Source organism: Sporosarcina sp. FSL W7-1283, assembly GCF_038003105.1.
Taxonomy (GTDB): Bacteria; Bacillota; Bacilli; order Bacillales_A; family Planococcaceae; genus Sporosarcina; species Sporosarcina newyorkensis.
Genome location: NZ_JBBOOL010000001.1, coordinates 1814944 through 1834321, shown reverse-complemented (window position 1 = coordinate 1834321; position 19378 = coordinate 1814944). Strand labels below are relative to the sequence as shown.

Sequence of the window (19378 nt, the reverse complement as noted above, 5' to 3'; positions counted from 1 at the left end):
ATGATCGATGTATATTTATTGAGTGGATTTCTTGGCAGTGGAAAAACTTCCTTGCTTGTTCAATTGATTGACCAAGTAAACAAACAAGGGAGGCAGCCCGCTGTTCTGATGAATGAATTCGGCGAATTGAATATAGACAGTCAAATCGTTGAAGAGAAAGAGGAAGTGCCGTTAAAAGAGTTGCTGAATGGCTGTATTTGCTGTACAGGTGCTGAATCGACGGAAGCCCAACTGCAAAGTCTATTGACTGACTATCCAAACGTTGACGTGCTGTTCATTGAGACGACAGGCGCTGCCCATCCGGTAGAGTCGTTAGATGCCGTCTATTCACCCTTATTCGCCGACCAATTAGATGTGAAAGGTATTATCACGGTTGTAGACGCCATGCGCTGGCTGGATCGTGATAAGCTTTCTCCGCGTATGCTCGCATTATTCTTGGAACAGGTCCGACATGCTCATTTCATGCTGCTGAATAAAGCAGATTTACTAACAGCGGATCAATTGACATCTGTAACGATGCAAGTGACACAATTCAATAGCTTTGCTCCTCTCGTACAAACAACGAATGCGAAAATCGATTTTAGCTATATCGAGAAGATGGTGGATGCCGCCTCTGCTCCGAAACATGCCGTCAGTACAGGCAGCGGCCTTCCACTCGCTTCGAAGGTACTGTCTTTTGAGAAACCGATTAATCAAGAGCATTTTGAAGATTGGGTGCGTTCCTTGCCAGACACCGTATATCGGATGAAGGGCTATATCCAATTAGAAGGCTCCAGGTACTCACACTTGTTCCAATATGCGTATGGAATGGTCAATTGGATACCTGAATATATGCAAATTCCTTCAAAACTTGTCCTCATAGGTGAGCAGCTTTCAAGCATCGAATATCCGCCTGAAAAGTAGTTGTCAATAGCTTTTCGCTGCCAATAGTCTTCATGGAAGGGCATATCTGCCAATTATAAGGAAGCTGAGGCTCTTGTCTCATAGGTTTGTAGATTGTATTGGGCGAGTTGGCAATTTCCGTCATATTTTCTTCTTTTCTAAAACGTTATGATAAGTTTCGTAGAAGAGGAGGTATGAAGATGAAAAAACCATTGACAATCATCTTATTAAGCTCAGCTATTTTATTGCCTAACCATTCAGCGGAGGCAAGCACGATCAAAACTGTCCACATCAGCCAAACGTACACGTGGAATATACTTCAAGGACAAGATAAGGGGATATTCTCTAATTTCTGGGATAAGTATTATAGCATCTTGAACAACGAGCTTAAGAATCCGGTAGAAAAGCCAGAGCAGCCTAGTAAACCAGTAGAGAAACCAGAACAGCCGAGCAAACCAGTGGAAAAGCCAGAGCAGCCTAGTAAACCAGTAGAGAAACCGGAACAACCGAGCAAACCAGTTGAAAAGCCAGAGCAGCCTAGTAAACCAGTAGAGAAGCCGGAACAACCGAGTCAACCAGTAGAAACACCACAACAGCCAAGCACACCGGCTGAAACACCACAGCAGCCGAGCACACCACCAACAGCTGAAAAGCCAGAACAACAACAGCCGTCTGCAAATGTGTCTGCTGAAGAACAAGCAGTACTAGATCTAACAAATGCTGAACGAGCAAAAGCAGGTCTGAAACCATTGCAATTTGACGCAACTCTTCAGAAGTCTGCTAAACAAAAATCAGCAGACATGGCCAAAAACAATTATTTCTCACACACAAGCCCTACATATGGCTCTCCATTTGATCAAATGAAGATGAATGGCATTACATACCGTAAGGCAGCTGAGAATATTGCACAAGGTCAACGGAACGCACAAGAAGTCGTAACAGCTTGGATGAACTCTGCAGGTCACAGACAAAATATCTTGACACCTGAGTTTACTCATATTGGAATCGGTTATGATGCGAACGGAAATTACTGGACACAACAATTCATTCAAAAATAAGCGGTAGGACGATGGAGAATATTCCATCGTCCTTTTTGCATATAAAAGATGAATTTTATGCATACTGACTTGCATAGAGGTGAGTTTCATGAAGAACCCCGCATCAACGATAGATAAATATTTTTTGGAAGACTTGTTTTATGGATCATCTGATTTAGTTATCCAGGAAGTACAATGGACGATAGGGAAAGGTTTCGTTTGTTATTTCACAACCCTAGTAGATACTGTTGAAACGGCTAAACAAATTGAGTTGATGCGTTCGCGCTCTGAACAAGCGTTGAAAAACTGGGGCACGACAGCTATTTCAACCGTTCAGGCTTTCAATCAAGAGCAGTTAATCGAAAGCATTTGTTCAGGCATGACCCTACTGATCTTCCCTGAGATGAACATTCAAATACAATTATCAACCCAACACTTCACAGCCCGTTCTCCCGATGAACCAATTGGAGAAACAACCGTCCGCGGCTCACACGAAGGTTTTGTAGAGTCTTTGGAGCAAAACCTATACATGATTCGAAAAAGGCTTGCCATCCCTGATTTAGTAATTCGTACGGTCAAGATGGGTAAAGAAAATAATTCTAACGCAACATACATTTATATTGATTCTCTTGCAGACCCGGATGTGGTTCTTGAGGCGGCAAACCGACTTAAGAATATCCCAGGCGAATATGCATTGGGCTCTGGACAAATGGAAGACTATCTTGAAGACACGGTATACTCTCCGTTTCCTCAGCTATTAAATACAGAACGACCGGATCGAGTAGTGGAAAATTTATTGGAAGGTAAAATTGCTTTTTTAATCGATCATTCACCTACCGTATTAATTGGGCCGGTCACGTTTTTTTCGTTTTTCCAATCCCCCGATGATTACAATGCCCGCCCTATTGTCGGTACGTTTTATAGACTATTGCGTTTAGGCGGCTTGGTAATGGCTGTTTTACTGCCAGCATTCTATATAGCCGTAGTGAGTTATCATTTTGAAATTTTACCGAATGATATTAGTCAACAAGTAAAGCTTACGGTAAATGATCTCCCATACCGACCTATTTTCGAAGCGTTATTTTTAGAACTCTTCATTGAACTGATTCGGGAAGCCAGTCTTCGATTGCCCACTCCTATCGGTCCGACAATTGGGATCGTGGGTGGATTGGTAATAGGAGACGCGGTCGTAAACGCAGGACTTGTATCGAATGTCATGATTGTTGTGGTAGCCATTACAGCTATTTCGAGTTACGTCATTCCTTCACCAGAAATGAATATGAGTATCCGAATTATTCGTTTTCCTTTTATGATTATGGCCACGTTATTTGGCTTTTTCGGAATGTGTATCATGGCATTGCTTTTGTATATCCATCTACTTAATCTTTCATCATTAAAGCAGCCTTATTTTTCTCCATTAATACCATTTGATGCGTCTCGTCTATGGGTTGTTTTTTTAAGGCTGCCTTTTTTCCGTCATCATCCACAGCAAAAGACATTTTCGTTTTTTCGGAGAGGTAGGAAATGATGATGTTTGAACTATCCAAAACTCAATTCTTCTGTATATTGTTTTTCATACAGACAGGCGGCGTCTTTATGTCGTTTCAGCATTACTTAATTCAAGATGCAAAACAAAATAGCTGGTTGGTTTTTTTAGTGATCGCTCTCATACAGTACTTGCTGTTTCTACTCTTTGAAAAGACTTATCATGGGTTGCGCGTACCCACCTTCATCCAATGGATATTCAAAATTTATTGGTTGTTCGTCATCATTAGCGGACTCAGTTTTATCGTCTATTTATTGACGTTATGGACATTACCAAACACCCCAATTATTGTGACATCGGCTATCATTCTTTTTGTTTCGTATTATGCGAACTACGGAAAGGTAACTGCTGTATTAAACATTTGGACGATCGCAATTCCTGTAGTCATTTTTATCGTATCCACTTGGCTATTAGCCATCCCTCATTTGGATTGGTACAGGATGGCTCCCCAAATAGATTTTAATGTGGTGAAAATGGCAAGAGCGTTTTTAGTCGCGACAGCACCGATGATTGGCTTGGAGTTTTATTTATTTTTACGACCCTCTGTTAAAGAAGTAAGATCATTGGCGGGCTGGCCGTTATTCTCCTATCAACTGTGTTGGACGCTTTTTTATTTGGCAGCTATCCTGATCAACCAATTATTCTTTGGGATAGAGGAAATCAAGACCATCCCACAGCCCACTTTGTACATGATGAAATCTCTAACATTGTCTTTCATTGAACGGGCGGACTTGTTTTACATGATTGCATGGATCATATGGAGTATTGTCACCGTCATTTTATACATTTTCTTCGTTGTGATGATTTGGCCAGCCGACAATGAGAGCAAACGAAGACGGCAAAATATAGTTATCCACCTATTTTTATTGGCAGTCATTGGTTTTTTCGTTTCAAAGGAAAGAAATGAATGGATTCGGGAAATAGTGAATTATCTCCACTTAGCAATAGGTATCGTCTTGCCGATCATTCTCATTCTTTTAAAGAAAGGACTGAATAAATGGATAAAAGACTCCTCGTCTTAATACTGTCCTCTCTACTGCTCAGCGGTTGCTGGGATGAGCTTTTATTTAAAGATGTGACCATCGTTCCGCTGGCGGGAATGGAAGGAGGCGATGACGATGTTCACATGACCTTTGCTTTTCCAGTTTTTGACGGTAATCAGATTACGTTTTCAACATCCAAAGGGAAAGGGAATTCCATGAAGGAGGCTCAAATCAACGCCAATTACAGTACGAAGGAAGTACTGAATTTATCTAAAATGGAAGTTCTTCTTGTCTCTGAAGAGATGGCTCGAGATGATTTATATCAGTATTTAGATAACGTCTATAGAGCGCCCAGAAACCGTCTGCAAAGTTACATGGCTTTAGTAGAAGGCGATATTCAAACTTATTTTAATCCTCCTGGTGATTTACAAGGAGAAGTATCCAATTACTATACAGAACTCTTATTAACCGGAAAGATTTACACATATTTCCCCCCTGCAAACCTGCAGCGTGCAGGTACCTTGTTATTTGATAACACACAAGACCTCGCATTGCCTTATCTAAGAATAGATGAAGAAGGGCTACCTCAATTGGTAGGCGTGGGACTGTTTTCGGGGAGGGATTTTACAGGTCATGTTCTACAGAGTAGAGAAGCAATGCTCGCTACGCTCTTAAGTGGGGAGAAAGGAAAATTCACTCGCATCAGCTACAAACTAGAGAATGATGAAAAAGAAAACGAACTGACATTTAACGTTTTGAAAGTAAAAGATAGTTGGGATATTTTGAACGATCGTATAATAATCCGCATGAAACTGAAAGCGACCATGGAGGCATTTCCTGAGTATCACCACAATACACAAGCAGTGGAGAAACAACTATCGGAAAAGTTAACGAAAGACTTCAATGATGTGGTCGGCAAAATGCAGGAAGCAAAAAGCGATATGATCGGTCTCGGTCGTAAAGTGCGAGCATTTCATCCTGAGCTTTGGAAGCGTGGAAAATGGCAGGACACTTTTTCTGAGCTGCCGATTACGGTAGAAGCAGAGCTGACATTCCGTGATTTAGGCATTCTAGAATAAAAAGGCCAGCAGAATATCACTGCTGGCTTTGTCTTTTTTGGATATAACGTAAGCGAAAAGAAAGAATGACGGCACCAACTGTCAATCCTGTGATGAGTCCGACCCAATAGCCATACGCCCCTAAACTCGTATAACCAGCCAAAACGTACCCTACCGGCAAACCAATCACCCAAAATGAAATGACACCAACCAAAAACGTCATCGTTACGTCTTTATACCCTCGCAGAGCGCCTTGAATAGGTGCTTGCACTGCATCGGACAGTTGGAAGAACGCAGCATAGACAAAAAAGTGAATGGCGAGTGTAATAATTGCTGGATCCGGCGTATACATAGAAGCGATGGCTTCACGGAACGTCAGTAAGATGAATATGGATAGGAAACTGAACAATACAGCAAATCCAATTCCGAGATACGTAAACTCCCGGGCATCTTTTGGCCGATTGCCGCCAATTGATTGACCAACCAAAATCGTCGTACCCATCGATACGCTTAGCGGCACCATATAAAGTAAAGAAGTAAAATTCAAAGCGATCTGGTGCGCAGAAATCACCTGGGCAGTATAGCCGCTCATGAGTAACGTTACAACTGAGAAAATACTCGTTTCCACGAAAATCGAAAGTCCAATCGGCACACCGACCAATAATATCTCTTTCCACTTCGTAAACGATACAGGTTGCCATTCTTGGAACAGAGCAAATTCTTTAAAGTGCTTAGATGACCAAGCGATTAACGTGGCTATGAAGAATACTAACCAATATGTAATTCCAGAAGCATAGCCCGCACCTGCGCCGCCTAATTCAGGAAAACCAAAATTCCCGAAAATCAATAAGTAGTTTAAGACAATATTAATCGGAGCAGATAATAAAATAATGAACATGGACACTCGAGTTGCACCTAAGGCATCGAAAAAAGAACGCAACACGGTATAGGCCATCAGCGGTACCAAGCCGACACTCATACCGGTCAAGTAATTCGTAGCAACTTCCACAACTAGATCATCGAGCGGCATTTTGGTGATCGCAGGCAAGATTCCCCACTTGATCAATACAAAAATGATTGCCGAAAGAGTGAGGGAAACGTATAATGCTTGCTGGACAGTAGGCCGGATCGCACTTTTATTCTTCGAGCCGATTTGCTGTGCAATAATAGGGGTAAGACCCATCAAGATACCAGATAGCCCTGTGTAAACAGGAATCCAGAAAGAAGAACCGATCGTGACGCCTGCTAAATGATAGGTATCATAGCGTCCGGTCATCAGGATATCGAAGAAAGACATCAAGTAGAGTGCAACTTGAGTAATTAAAATCGGCAGCATGATTTTAATGAATAACGAGCTTTTCTGTTTTAATGTGTTCTCAGCAATAGACATAGTTTTCATTTCCTCTATAATTATTTTTCAATGGCTATTGTATCATGAAAAACAAAGCGAAAATTACATTACATAAGATTTACAAGGAAGGATGGGAAGAATGAAGCGACCGGTAATTGTATTAACAGGTGGCGGTACGGCTGGGCATGTATCCGTCAATCAAGCTTTAATCCCGGTTTTATTGGGTAAAGGATATAGTGTGCACTACATTGGTTCACATGAAGGGATAGAAAGAGAGTTAATCGGTGATGGACATCCTGAAGTGGTCTATCACTCTATACAAAGTGGGAAGTTGCGGCGTTATTTTTCCATGAAAAACTTTACCGATCCATTTCGCGTGGGAGCAGGTACCTTTCAGGCATTGTCTATTATAAGAAAGCTCAAGCCAGAAATCATTTTCTCTAAAGGTGGGTTCGTTTCGGTTCCTGTTGTGATGGCGGCTAAGCTGGCCAATGTGCCCGTTGTAGTCCACGAATCCGATGTCACGCCAGGATTAGCAAATAAACTCGCATTGCCGTTTTCTTCGCAGATTTTCACCGTGTTTGAGCAAACTTTGCAATATGTGCCGGCTGGAAAATCTACTTGCACGGGTCCTATTATCCGTCCTGAACTTTTTAACGGCAGCAAAGAAGAAGGTTTGCACATAGCGGGGTTAAAATCCGACCGTCCAATATTCATCGTCATGGGCGGAAGCCAAGGCTCAGCCGTATTGAATGAAGCGATACGCGGTGAATTGCCTCAACTATTGAAGAAGTATCAGATCATTCATTTATGCGGGAAAGGAAATGCAGTTCATGAGTTAAACGACTTAGCAGGCTACGTTCAATTTGAGTATGTAACAGGGGAATTGCCTCATTTGTTGGCGGCTTCCGATTACGCGATCTCACGCGCCGGCTCCAATGCAATTTTCGAGCTGCTCGCTATCCATAAACCTATGCTACTCGTTCCGCTCGCTGCATCCAAAAGTAGGGGAGATCAACTACTGAATGCATCTTATTTCGAATCAAAAGGATTAGCGCTTAAAGTAGAGGAAGAACATCTTGCAGATCAGCCGATGGATGAACTCTTCAAATATCTGGAGCAAGAAAAAACTCGACTGCTGTCGAATATTGAAAAAACGACAGAACCAAAAACCCCTGAGAAAATGGCTGAAATGATTTTGTCTTTTCAGAAATAAAAAACAATAGCAATACACCTTTGTCAAAGACTTTGTCGCGATTTTCATGTTTTTTTCGTGTCCTTTATAGAAAAGTTCACAACTTTGTATTAATCCCTTTCAGTTCTAAGATTTGCGTGCTATTATTGTATGGAAGTATATAAAATAATCACAACAAGCCAATAGGCAAATGTGGAGGTAATATTACATGTCGAACATTGTGGATTCCCATCGTTCCCCGTACTCTGCTTTTTCGGGTCCAAACCTTGGGTATGTAATGGAAATGTATGATCTGTTTAAAACAGATCCAGATGCAGTTGATCCTGAGTTAGCAGAGCTATTCAGGAATTTTGGTGCGCCTCAGATCGATGAGTCCGGCGAAGTAGCAGTTGTAGCGCAAGGTTCACAAACAGATCTGCGCAAAGTACTTGCCGTCTATTCTTTACTAGAAGCCATTCGCTCGTATGGGCATCTTGCAGCAGACATTTATCCATTAAACGATCGACCAAAGGATACATCACGTCTAGAATTGTCATATCACGGATTGACAGACAGCGATCTGGTCGGATTGCCAGCATCTTTGTTCTTGAAAAATGTTCCACCAACAGTGGAAAACGGATTGGATGCAATGAATTACCTGAAATCTTTATATACAGGTTCCATCGCATATGAGTTTTCACACTTAATCGACGAAACTGAGCGTAACTGGATTCAAACTAAAATTGAAAACGGCGACGTGCAGTCAAGCTTGCAAGGCGATGAGAAAAAGGAACTTCTCGAACGCTTGACGAAAATTGAAGGTTTCGAGAAATTTATTCACCGTACATTCGTCGGAGCCAAGCGCTTCTCTATAGAAGGAGTGGACACTCTTGTCGTATTGATCGATGAATTGGTTCGCCGTTCTGAAGAAGCGAAAGTACAAAAAATGTTGATTGGCATGGCTCACCGCGGACGTTTGAACGTGTTGACACATAATCTAAATAAACCATATGAAATGATGTTTGCAGAATTTGCAGGCGTACCGGCATCCCCATTCTTACCAAAAGACGGCTCATTGGAAGTTACGCGCGGTTGGTTTGGCGACGTAAAATACCATATGGGTGCTCTTTACAAAGGTGAATCCGGTCTAAACCGTTTCTTAGCCTATAACCCTTCACATTTAGAAGTTGTGAATCCAGTTATTACAGGACAAACTCGGGCTGCACAGGAGAACACAGATCAGCCAGGGATTCCAAAACAAGATACAAATGCAGCGTATGCGGTACTTGTACACGGTGACGCAGCATTCCCAGGACAAGGTATTGTACCTGAATCATTCAACTACAGTCGTGTACGCGGCTTCAGAACAGGCGGATCTATTCATGTAATCGCCAATAATACTATTGGCTTTACGACTGAATACTATGATTCTCGTTCTACGCATTATGCGTCCGATCCAGCAAAAGGCTTTGAGGTACCTATATTCCACGTGAATGCAGACCATCCGGAAGAAGTTCTTGCTGTAGCGAAGTTAGCATTTGAATACCGTCAAAAGTTCGGTAAAGACGTCCTAATTGACCTGATCGGTTACCGCCGTTACGGACACAATGAAATGGACGAGCCGCTTGTAACAAACCCAGTGATGTATCATGAGATTCATAAGCATCCAACAGTTCGCCAAATCTACGGACAGCGTCTGGTGGAACAGAAAATCATGACAGACGAAGAAGTGCAGCAGATGGACCGATCCGTCATCGCGTCTATGCAAGAAGCTTACGACCGTGTGAAGGAAGATTCTGCAGACGCTCCAAAAATTTCGAATGCCACACCAGAAGGGGTACTTGCTGGACTACCGCGTGATCTTGAAACAGGTGTTGCAGAAGATCGTCTTCGTAAAATGAATGAAGATCTATTGACTTATCCATCTGAATTCACGGTATTTAGCAAACTGGATAAAATCCTTAAAAGACGTGAAGAACCGTTTAACGGAAAAGGTAAAATCGACTGGGCGCACGCTGAGCAACTCGCATTCGGTTCTATTTTACAGGACGGCAAACCAATCCGTATGTCTGGTCAAGATATCCAGCGCGGTACATTTGCTCAACGTCACCTAGTTCTCCATGATGAAAAAACAGGTGAAGAATTCGTTCCGTTGCATCATATTGGTGGCTCCAACGCTTCGTTCGTAGCATACAACAGCCCATTAACGGAAGCGGGAATCGTCGGTTATGAATTCGGCTACAACTTGGAAGAAGACAAAACGATGTCCATCTGGGAAGCACAATACGGTGACTTCTCGAACATGGCACAAGTTATGTTTGATCAGTTCGTATCTTCCAGCTTCTCCAAGTGGGGTCAGCAATCAGGACTTGTCTTGTTATTGCCACACGCATTCGAAGGACAAGGACCTGAGCACTCCAGCGCTCGTATCGAAAGATATTTACAACTGTGTGCAGAAAATAACTGGACAGTTGCGAACATCTCAAGTGCAGCTAATTACTTCCACGTATTGCGTCGTCAATCGAAGATTCTTGGAAGTGAAGCAGAGCGTCCGTTAGTTATTGCGACGCCTAAGTCGTTATTGCGTCATCCACTAGTTGGGGCAGACGTCAATGACTTAGTGGAAGGTCACTTTAAAACAGTGCTTGAACAGCCGGGTACGGGTACGAAGCCTGAAAAAGTTAAGAAAATTTTATTTGCAAGCGGTAAGGTAGCAATCGATCTTGCAGAGAAAATTAAAGATGGCGAAGGATTTGACTACTTGCACGTCATTCGCGTAGAGCAACTCTACCCATTCCCATCCGACAAAATCAAAGAAATCCTTGCTCGCTTCCCGAAAGTGAAAGACTTGGTATGGGTACAAGAAGAACCTAAAAATATGGGTACTTGGTCGTTTGCATATCCATACTTGGAAGAGTTGGCAGATGGCAAGGACATTTCATATGTTGGTCGTATTCACCGTTCCAGCCCGTCAGAAGGCGACGGAGCTTCTCATAAAGTTGAACAAAATCGAATTATTGAAGAAGCATTAAAAAAGTGATATAACAAATAAGGAAGCTTTTCAAAAACAGTCAAAAACTACTTATACAAAAGTAGCTATCCGTGAAAACGGTACACCTACGAGGAGGAATTTATTGTGGCAGAGATCATAGTACCTGAACTAGCAGAATCGATTACAGAAGGCACAATTGCAAAATGGTTGAAACAACCCGGTGAAAACGTAGATAAAGGTGAATTCATCGTTGAATTGGAAACAGACAAAGTGAACGTCGAAGTCATTTCAGAAGAAGCAGGTGTGGTATCTGAACTACTGGCTGCGGAAGGCGACACAGTTGAGGTTGGCCAAGTAATCGCGATTGTAGGCGAAGGTTCAGGTGCACCGGCACAGCAAGCTCCACAAGCAACAGAAGCAGCGGCTCCGGCAGCAGCTCCAGCTCCAAAACAAGAAGCTGCAGTTGAGCAAGCAACTTCTACAGACCGTACAATTGCAAGCCCGGCAGCACGTAAGATGGCACGTGAAAAAGGAATCGATCTAGCAGCGGTTTCACCTGTAGATCCAATGGGTCGCGTACGTGCACAAGACGTATCCGCTCATACAAACGCTCCTAAAGCACAGCCACAAGCTAAACCGGCTGTAACTGAAGCTAAAGATGACGGCCGCATCACACGCGAAAAAATGACTCGCCGCCGTCAAACGATTGCAAAGCGTCTTCTTGAAGTGAAGCAATCGACTGCAATGCTTACTACGTTCAACGAAATTGATATGACAAACGTGATGGCTCTTCGTTCACGCAAGAAAGATCAGTTCTTCGAGCAAAACGATGTGCGCCTTGGCTTCATGTCATTCTTCACGAAAGCAGTCGTTGCGGCATTGAAGAAGTATCCTTATGTCAACGCGGAAATTGATGGCGATGAAATTTTATTGAAAAACTATTTTGATATCGGTATCGCAGTTTCCACTGAAGGCGGATTGGTTGTACCAAACGTTGTGGACGCAGACCGTAAAAACTTTGCTGAAATTGAAGCTTCTATCGGAGAGCTTGCGAAAAAAGCACGCGACAATAAATTGACAATTGCCGATATGACAGGCGGTTCATTCACAATTACGAATGGTGGAGTATTCGGTTCATTACTATCTACTCCAATCCTAAACGGTACACAAGTAGGTATCCTAGGTATGCATACTATCCAAAAACGTCCAGTAGCTGTTGGCGACAACATCGAAATCCGTCCAATGATGTATGTAGCACTTTCTTACGACCACCGTGTAATTGATGGAAAGGATTCAGTTGGATTCTTGAAGATGGTTAAAGAGTTGCTTGAAAACCCTGAAGACCTTCTACTAGGTTCTTGATCGTCTGATTCAAAATAAAGCGACCCGCGTTTCAATTCGCGGGTCGCTTTCCTTTATGAAATATGAGAGGGGAGATGAAACTATGTCTTATCTGAACTGGTTAGAGGCACCTACTTTGAAAACTGTCACGTGCACACACACCGACGCGGAAAAATATGTCGTCAATCATATGTTGACAGCAGGGAATACGTACGAAGTAAAAAATGAAACAGATGAATTTTTATTCATCGTCGACAATTCTGGAAAAGTCGGCGGCTATTACAAAACGTACTTTGCAAACGAACAGATCTAACTGCAAAAATGTCCTTATGAGGTAACAAGTTCGATTGACATGAAAAAACGCTCAGATTTCTGAGCGTTTTTTTTATACTATTTTACGAATAGAAGGTATCCATAATGTTTTTTCCACGATCGCGACCATTCGCTTTGAAAAGCTATTTACTATTGCAAATTTAAAAGGTCTGTAATAATTTCTGAGCTATTAGGCGTTAATAAGAAAACGGATAAGATTACAAATAGTCCTCCTGTAACTAGTGGAACAAACGCTTTAATTCCTCCAGCTGTCTTTATTTTAACTAACCCCACAATAAAAACGACAACACCTGTCAGAAGTAAAAGTAAGTACCAGAACCCCATAAAATCACCCATTCCATTTTAGATTTTGATTAAAGTTGTTCCTATCGAACCCCTTCTCGAAATCTTTGTAATATAAGACGGATTAAATTCATTACGAGTTTCATACTTGCAACACTAAATAGCCAGTTCATTAAACAAATTTCAATTCCTTTTTTAAGGGATGATTGCACTATTCATCAATAGAAAAAAGTAACCATTCTCCTCTATGACTCAAGATTAGAAACCCTTCCTTGAATCATGCATACTTTTTACGTTAGAATGGGGGCAGATAGTAAAAGATAGAAGATCTTGAACTCTCCCGCAATCTTAGCCATCCAGGTGAGTGGTTGTCAATTTAAAATTCCTTTTTATCTCAAGAACCACCCTTTTGCTTCTTACGGCGCAGAGTGGCTTTCTTTTTGTCTAAGGTTGACTATTTCTTCTCTGATAAAGTATCCACCTATTTCCTATTGATTTGTCAAATAACGAATATCCCAGGAAGAAGTAGTGAAGATATAGAATCATTTGTTAAGGATTTAGGAAAAGGAATTAATACACTAGGGATTAGCAAAGCTAAATCTTTAGGTCCGTTTATTAATGAAATTGTAAAAGAGTTTAGCAAAATAAACGATATGTTTTCAACGGTTGCTTATCCGGACATTTCAGTAGAACCTATTGCAGTTTACAAAGAAATGAAATTATAATTTTGAATATTATTTTTGTGGTTTTAACATTGGATTTACTCAGGTAACGGGCGCAATTGCGGAATAAAAATTTCAAACAGACCTCCTTAATTGATTGGAGTGGAAGGCGGCGACTCCGGCAGGATTAGCGGGACAGGTGAAACACCTAGGTGAGCGAAGCGAGCAGTGTGGTTCAACGCCCGCCCTGCGGAACGCGTCCGCCTGCAACGGAATTCAACGGCTGCCAGGCTGTAACCCGTTAGTCAGGTTAAATTCATAGTTCAATTAAAAGGCACGATTATCGGACAAACAACTCCCAACGTCTGTAAACTATTGAACTGCAAAAACGCTCAGAATCAAATCTGAGCGTTTTTATTTGCTATGTGTTTTGTCGTTTTACTAGTGAACTGCATACTAATTAGAATAATACTTATAGTACTAGTTCCTTTCAACCGAACTTCGCACTTTACGAAGGACGGTTTTTTGATTCTTCATATACAGAAAGCAAACGAGTTTTAAGATCTTCTTCCATACGCGCGATCTCGTGTTCCGCGGCTTTACGTTTCGCTCGGCCATCAGCTTGGATGACAAGTGTTTCTTCAATCGTTTGGATTAAGTTCTCTTGTGTCTTTTTCAGAGTATCGATTTCAATTATGCCTTTTTCATTCTCTTTGGCCGTTTCAATACTGTTCGTTTTCAGCATCTCCGAATTACGCAGTAACAGATCATTCGTAGTCTTTGTTACAAGCTTTTGAGATTCTACAGCTTTTTGCTGACGATTCAATGTCAATGCGATTGCAATTTGGTTTTTCCATAATGGAATCGCCGTCATAATGGATGCTTGGATCTTTTCTGCCAACGTCTGATTGGTTTGCTGAATCATCCGGATTTGCGGAGCACTTTGAATCGTAATTTGTCGTGACAGTTGCAGGTCGTAGAGACGTTTCTCCAGGCGATCGACAAACTGTGCCATATCATTGACTTCTTGAACCATCATTTGATCATCCGCAAGCTCTGCTTTTCTGTGCAATTCAGGAATAATCGTATTGTTGATTTCCTCGACTTTCAGTTCTGCGGCCGCAATGTAGACGTTAAGTGCTTGGAAATAAGTCTTGTTCTGCTCATATAGATTATCAAGCATGCGCACATCTTCCATTAAACCGCGTTTTGAATGTTCCAATTGCACCCCGATTTTATCAATCTGGGTACCTAATTTTTGATATCTCGTCATCATTTCCTGAACAGAGCGTGTTGCTTTACCAAATAGGCGGCTTAGGCCAGATTTCTTTTTCTCCGATAAGTCATCCGGGTCGATTTCGGATAGTTTATTCATCAGTTCATTGAGCACATCGCCAACAGGTCCTATATCTTTACTTTGTACATGATCCAGCATTTTATGGGAAAAGCGCGACAGTTCGTTTTGAGCATTGGCACCATACGTAATAATTGCTTCGTAATTGCCTACGGGAATTTGCGAAGCCAACTGTTTCGCTTTGTCTTGTTCTTCTTTTGATAGGCGGTCTACGAGCTTAGTAGACGCGCCGCTTTCCGCAAGGGTAGTCTCCATTTCTTGCGGTAATAGGCTGGCATCCATGTCGAATGGATTGCCGAGTAAGTCATCAATTGTGGTTTCCTCTTGTGCATTTTTATCTGTCATTAGAATGTTCTCCTTTCGATTCGAGCAACGGTTTATCTTTATTAATTGTAACATCAACAAAATCAATTTCCATTTGTAGTTGCTCTAAATCTGTCGCAACTGCATTTCGTAAATCTCTTTCCATCTCTTGACTTAAATCAGATAACGTCTCCCGTGTATGCTGAAGAGCTACTTTGATTTCTCTATCTTTTAGCGGTTGGTTAACTAATAGGCCATACTTAGAAGTCAATTCTACTGCAGAATCTAGATGTGCGTAGAAAAACGTCTCCACCTGATAAAATTTACGTGGATTCGTTTGAACAATTTTAATGATCCTTCTAGCCATCGAAGACATATCATATACTTGTCTAAACGCTTGGATAGAACGCACTTGTCCATACATATTGGCCAAACGTTTCAATTTTTGCTTGGATTGGGTGAGTTGGTGTTCGATATGCTTATATTCAGTACGCGTCATTCCAAGTTGTTTCAGGTTGGAACGTAATTGTACTTCTTTGATGGCCACATTTCCACCTGCATACAACGCGATACCAATCGCAGAACTCACAAAGAAATTCAGACTCGTAGCTCCGATCAGAGTGAACCAAGTCAGGAAACTAGCAGGAGCCATAATTGCGTGTCGCGTAAAAAAGTTTTTTATTTTATTCATAATTTGTCAGGCCACCTTCCATTCTATATACATTACTTACGGATTAACAACGAAAAAGTTTCATTCGGCCCAATGGGGATGTTGACCATAATCCATCCTATCCTAATTATAGCTGAAATCGGATAAAAACTCATATATTTCGTCGCGCCAATCTTTTTACTTTGCTATAGGGAATAGATTTGCTAGAATAAGTGTCATTCATGCATAGAGCGGATAAAGGGGTGCATACTAATGTATGAAGTGGTCTATATGAAAGCTGATTTTGAACCATGGTGGATGTTTGAAGAGTGGAGAGACTTTACAATCTCTGCGAAAACATTTCCAAATAAAATTGAAATGCAAGAATATGTGAGTGCTATGGTTATCGATATGAAAACGCGTTACGAGCACTATGAGACACGCAAAGGCTGTTTTCATGCATTTTGGTCGCCATCTGAAAAGCATTATTGCGACGGCTGTGAAGGCGATTTGCAAATTTATCATGGACTTATTGTATTGGTGAATGATCAGCCAGATATATCGTAAAAAGATTCTGTAAGTTCGGTATGCTTTTTATTGACAATCCATCCAATTATGATATACTTGCTCTAAGTAAATTAATCGAACGATCGTATGCTAATTGATTCACCTATTACAAAAGGGATCGGCGACGTCGGCACCTTTTGTAATATGTGAATTTTTTTATGCGAAAGTTCATGTATTAACAAGTACTTATACATTTTTGGAGGTTATCGAATGAAACAAGGTACAGTAAAGTGGTTCAATTCTGAAAAAGGCTTTGGTTTTATCGAAGTTGATGGAGAAGACGATATTTTCGTACACTTCTCAGCAATCCAAGGCGACGGATTCAAGTCACTTGACGAAGGTCAACAAGTTGAATTTGAAGTTGTCGAAGGAAACCGTGGTTTACAAGCAGCTAACGTTGTGAAATTATAATCCACTTGCAGAAAGGCGCCTATAGAGGCGCCTTTTTATGTGGGATAAATCATTCAGGTTGTGTTACTGTTTCCAGCAGAGAAGTTACTACAAAATCTTCTTCTGATGTCATGATCGACTCTCGTTTTACTTCGCCGAATCCTTTCACTAAATAGATGCGATTGATAATGTCTTTATCCTCTTTTTCGATGACGATCGCATCCTCAAATTGCTGATAAGGTGTTTCTACAGAAGCATCCATTTTTACAATAGTCCAATCATCAAACGTTGTGCCTTTTTCGATCGGTCCCTTTAAATAGACGCGGATCGGCTGCAATGCCTCCAACTCTTCTTTAGAAGGAACGTCGGCATTCAATTCGACCGGCTCTTCCTGAAGAACCTGGATTTCATCTCCTTGAAGCTTGTATACTTTCTGAATGAAAGACCCACCGTTATTTTCATGGATTACAATATAATCCTCAATAGGGGAATTCACTGTGATATCCAATTCAGCAAACTCATTTCCTTCACCTTTATAATGGGCACTTGATCCATCAGGAAGAAAATAGTCGAGTAATTGCACTTCTGTTTTTTCTGCATCCTGATGATCTGTTTGGCTCTCATTTGTTTGTTCATCCTTAGTCGGCTTATCATTTGTGCTGCCACTGCCATCCAATGATGTAGCGGGCTTAGAAGAACAACCGGCCATTACAAGCAGAAGCGCAAATACAAGAACGATTGAATTGCGTTTCATGTAAAAAACCTCCTTTATTCTGTGGTATACCCTCAATGAAACCAACTATTCATGAAAATTAAAAAGCCCGCTTTCTCAAAGAGAAAGCGGCCATGAAACAATTATGCTTTTTGACCTTTCCATTCCAAATACTCATCATACGACATCATTTTATCGAAAATTGTTCCATCTTCATTGATTTCGATAATACGGTTGGCGATTGTCTGAATGAACTGGTGGTCATGAGATGTGAAGACCATTGCGCCTTTAAACGCAATTAAACCATTGTTCAATGCTTGGATCGACTCCAAGTCCAAGTGGTTGGTCGGCTCATCAAGTAAAAGAACGTTAGCACTTGTCAGCATCATTTTAGAGAGCATGCAACGTACTTTTTCTCCACCTGATAATACACTTGGTTTTTTCTTTACTTCTTCACCCGAGAAGAGCATACGGCCCAGGAATCCACGCAGGAAAGTTTCCGTTTCATCTTCTGGAGAATATTGACGCAGCCATTCGACCAATGTCTGCTCAGATCCTTCAAAGTATTTCGAGTTATCAATAGGGAAGTACGCACGTGTCGTTGTAACACCCCATTTAATCGATCCTGTATCCGGCTCAGTTTCTTCTGCAAGCAAATCGAGCAATGCAGATTTAGCAAGCGGATTACCTAGTAAAACGACTTTATCTTCTTTGCCAAGTGTGAACGTAGCATCTTTCAAGAAGGTTTTACCATCTACTGTTTTCGTAACGTCTTTGATCGATAATACATCATTCCCGATTTCGCGGCCCATTGTGAAGTTCACAAAAGGGTAACGGCGGGACGATGGTTTGATATCGTCTAATTCGATTTTGTCGAGTGTCTTTTTACGGGAAGTTGCTTGTTTGGACTTCGAAGCATTCGCACTGAAACGCGCAATGAACGCTTGGAGTTCTTTAACTTTTTCTTCTTTTTTCTTATTCTGCTCTTGAGAAAGCTTTAACGCAAGTTGGCTGGATTCGTACCAGAAATCATAGTTCCCAGCGTAGATTTGAATTTTACTGAAATCAAGATCCGCAATATGCGTACAGACTTTATTCAGGAAATGACGGTCGTGGGAAACAACAACGACAGTATTTTCAAAATTGATCAAGAATTCTTCCAGCCATTGGATGGCTTTCAAGTCCAAGTGGTTGGTCGGCTCATCGAGAAGCAATACATCCGGCTTGCCGAATAAAGCTTGGGCTAGCAATACTTTAACTTTATCCGATCCAGTTAATTCGGACATTTTAACATGGTGCATACTTTCAGAGACGCCCAGTCCTTGAAGAAGAACAGAAGCTTCTGATTCTGCTTCCCATCCATTCATTTCAGCGAATTCGCCTTCTAATTCAGCTGCACGCATACCATCTTCATCTGAGAAATCTTCTTTCATATAGATGGCATCTTTTTCTTTCATAACCTCATATAGACGCTTATGTCCCATGATAACCGTTTCCATTACTTCAAATTCTTCATATTCGAAGTGGTTTTGCTTCAATACAGCTAAGCGCTCGTCTTTACCTAGGATGACATTACCTGTTTGAGGTTCAAGTTCACCTGAAACGATTTTGATAAAAGTTGATTTTCCCGCACCATTCGCTCCAATTAATCCATAACAATTGCCTGGATTGAATTGTATATTGACGTCTTCGAATAGCTTGCGGTCGCCGAAGCGAAGACTCACATTACTGACTGCTAACATAATTAAATCCTCCTAAATTC

18 protein-coding genes are annotated in these 19378 nt (G+C 41.4%); 12 read left to right on the top strand and 6 right to left on the bottom strand.

Annotated elements, in window-relative coordinates:
• From MKY93_RS08950 to MKY93_RS08930, 5 genes are all read left to right on the top strand, one after another.
• Positions 1–903 (top strand): CobW family GTP-binding protein, encoded by a 903-nt coding sequence (locus MKY93_RS08950; protein WP_340758834.1) that lies wholly within the window; start codon positions 1–3, stop codon positions 901–903.
• 179 nt (positions 904–1082) lie between these two features.
• Positions 1083–1940: a CAP domain-containing protein gene (locus tag MKY93_RS08945; RefSeq protein WP_340758833.1), complete on the top strand. Its 858-nt coding sequence runs from the start codon at positions 1083–1085 to the stop codon at positions 1938–1940.
• Between the two features lie 88 nt (positions 1941–2028).
• Positions 2029–3447 carry a spore germination protein gene (locus MKY93_RS08940; protein ID WP_340758832.1) on the top strand — a complete coding sequence of 473 codons (1419 nt, stop codon included), beginning with the start codon at positions 2029–2031 and terminating at the stop codon, positions 3445–3447.
• Entirely contained in the window at positions 3444–4487 is a 1044-nt protein-coding gene (locus MKY93_RS08935; protein ID WP_340758831.1) for a GerAB/ArcD/ProY family transporter, read from the top strand. Before MKY93_RS08940 ends, MKY93_RS08935 begins: the two co-directional genes overlap by 4 nt.
• On the top strand, positions 4463–5527 hold the full coding sequence (locus MKY93_RS08930; protein ID WP_340758830.1) for a Ger(x)C family spore germination protein: 1065 nt from the start codon (positions 4463–4465) through the stop codon (positions 5525–5527). The genes MKY93_RS08935 and MKY93_RS08930 overlap by 25 nt, the downstream gene beginning before the upstream one ends.
• A 16-nt stretch (positions 5528–5543) precedes the next feature.
• Here MKY93_RS08930 and MKY93_RS08925 read toward each other — a convergent pair whose 3' ends face one another.
• Positions 5544–6896: an MATE family efflux transporter gene (locus MKY93_RS08925; protein WP_340758829.1), complete on the bottom strand. Its 1353-nt coding sequence runs from the start codon at positions 6894–6896 to the stop codon at positions 5544–5546.
• Between the two features lie 100 nt (positions 6897–6996).
• Here MKY93_RS08925 and MKY93_RS08920 point away from each other — a divergent pair, with 100 nt between their 5' ends.
• The 4 genes from MKY93_RS08920 to MKY93_RS08905 all read left to right on the top strand — a co-directional run bounded on the left by MKY93_RS08920 (position 6997) and on the right by MKY93_RS08905 (position 12677).
• On the top strand, positions 6997–8073 hold the full coding sequence (locus MKY93_RS08920) for an undecaprenyldiphospho-muramoylpentapeptide beta-N-acetylglucosaminyltransferase (protein WP_340758828.1): 1077 nt from the start codon (positions 6997–6999) through the stop codon (positions 8071–8073).
• A 187-nt stretch (positions 8074–8260) separates the two neighbouring features.
• Positions 8261–11071: a 2-oxoglutarate dehydrogenase E1 component gene (locus tag MKY93_RS08915; RefSeq protein ID WP_340758827.1), complete on the top strand. Its 2811-nt coding sequence runs from the start codon at positions 8261–8263 to the stop codon at positions 11069–11071.
• 96 nt (positions 11072–11167) lie between these two features.
• A complete protein-coding gene (gene odhB / locus MKY93_RS08910) occupies positions 11168–12385 on the top strand; it encodes a 2-oxoglutarate dehydrogenase complex dihydrolipoyllysine-residue succinyltransferase (protein ID WP_221837998.1) in 1218 nt (405 codons plus the stop codon).
• Positions 12386–12467: 82 nt separating this feature from the next.
• Entirely contained in the window at positions 12468–12677 is a 210-nt protein-coding gene (locus MKY93_RS08905; protein WP_078816639.1) for a DUF6501 family protein, read from the top strand.
• Between the two features lie 149 nt (positions 12678–12826).
• Here the strand turns inward: MKY93_RS08905 and MKY93_RS08900 are convergent, their stop codons facing one another.
• Entirely contained in the window at positions 12827–13033 is a 207-nt protein-coding gene (locus MKY93_RS08900; protein WP_340758826.1) for a hypothetical protein, read from the bottom strand.
• Between the two features lie 386 nt (positions 13034–13419).
• Here MKY93_RS08900 and MKY93_RS08895 point away from each other — a divergent pair, with 386 nt between their 5' ends.
• A complete protein-coding gene (locus MKY93_RS08895; RefSeq protein WP_340758825.1) occupies positions 13420–13704 on the top strand; it encodes a hypothetical protein in 285 nt (94 codons plus the stop codon).
• Positions 13705–14149: 445 nt separating this feature from the next.
• Here the strand turns inward: MKY93_RS08895 and MKY93_RS08890 are convergent, their stop codons facing one another.
• Complete coding sequence (locus tag MKY93_RS08890) at positions 14150–15340, bottom strand: toxic anion resistance protein (protein WP_078816636.1); 1191 nt, start codon at positions 15338–15340, stop codon at positions 14150–14152.
• The gene (locus MKY93_RS08885; protein ID WP_009496634.1) at positions 15330–15989 is read right to left on the bottom strand and encodes a 5-bromo-4-chloroindolyl phosphate hydrolysis family protein; all 660 of its coding nucleotides are present in this window, start codon (positions 15987–15989) and stop codon (positions 15330–15332) included. The genes MKY93_RS08890 and MKY93_RS08885 overlap by 11 nt, the downstream gene beginning before the upstream one ends.
• 231 nt (positions 15990–16220) lie before the next feature.
• On the opposite strand from MKY93_RS08885, the gene MKY93_RS08880 reads away from it, so the two are divergent.
• Positions 16221–16514, top strand: coding sequence for a DUF1033 family protein (locus tag MKY93_RS08880; protein ID WP_009496636.1), 294 nt, complete (start codon positions 16221–16223; stop codon positions 16512–16514).
• A 210-nt stretch (positions 16515–16724) separates the two neighbouring features.
• Positions 16725–16925 carry a cold-shock protein gene (locus tag MKY93_RS08875; RefSeq protein ID WP_009496637.1) on the top strand — a complete coding sequence of 67 codons (201 nt, stop codon included), beginning with the start codon at positions 16725–16727 and terminating at the stop codon, positions 16923–16925.
• Between the two features lie 49 nt (positions 16926–16974).
• Here MKY93_RS08875 and MKY93_RS08870 read toward each other — a convergent pair whose 3' ends face one another.
• The gene (locus MKY93_RS08870) at positions 16975–17658 is read right to left on the bottom strand and encodes a hypothetical protein (protein ID WP_009496638.1); all 684 of its coding nucleotides are present in this window, start codon (positions 17656–17658) and stop codon (positions 16975–16977) included.
• A 101-nt stretch (positions 17659–17759) separates the two neighbouring features.
• Positions 17760–19358 carry an ABC-F family ATP-binding cassette domain-containing protein gene (locus MKY93_RS08865; RefSeq protein WP_009496639.1) on the bottom strand — a complete coding sequence of 533 codons (1599 nt, stop codon included), beginning with the start codon at positions 19356–19358 and terminating at the stop codon, positions 17760–17762.
• Positions 19359–19378 lie beyond the last annotated feature (20 nt).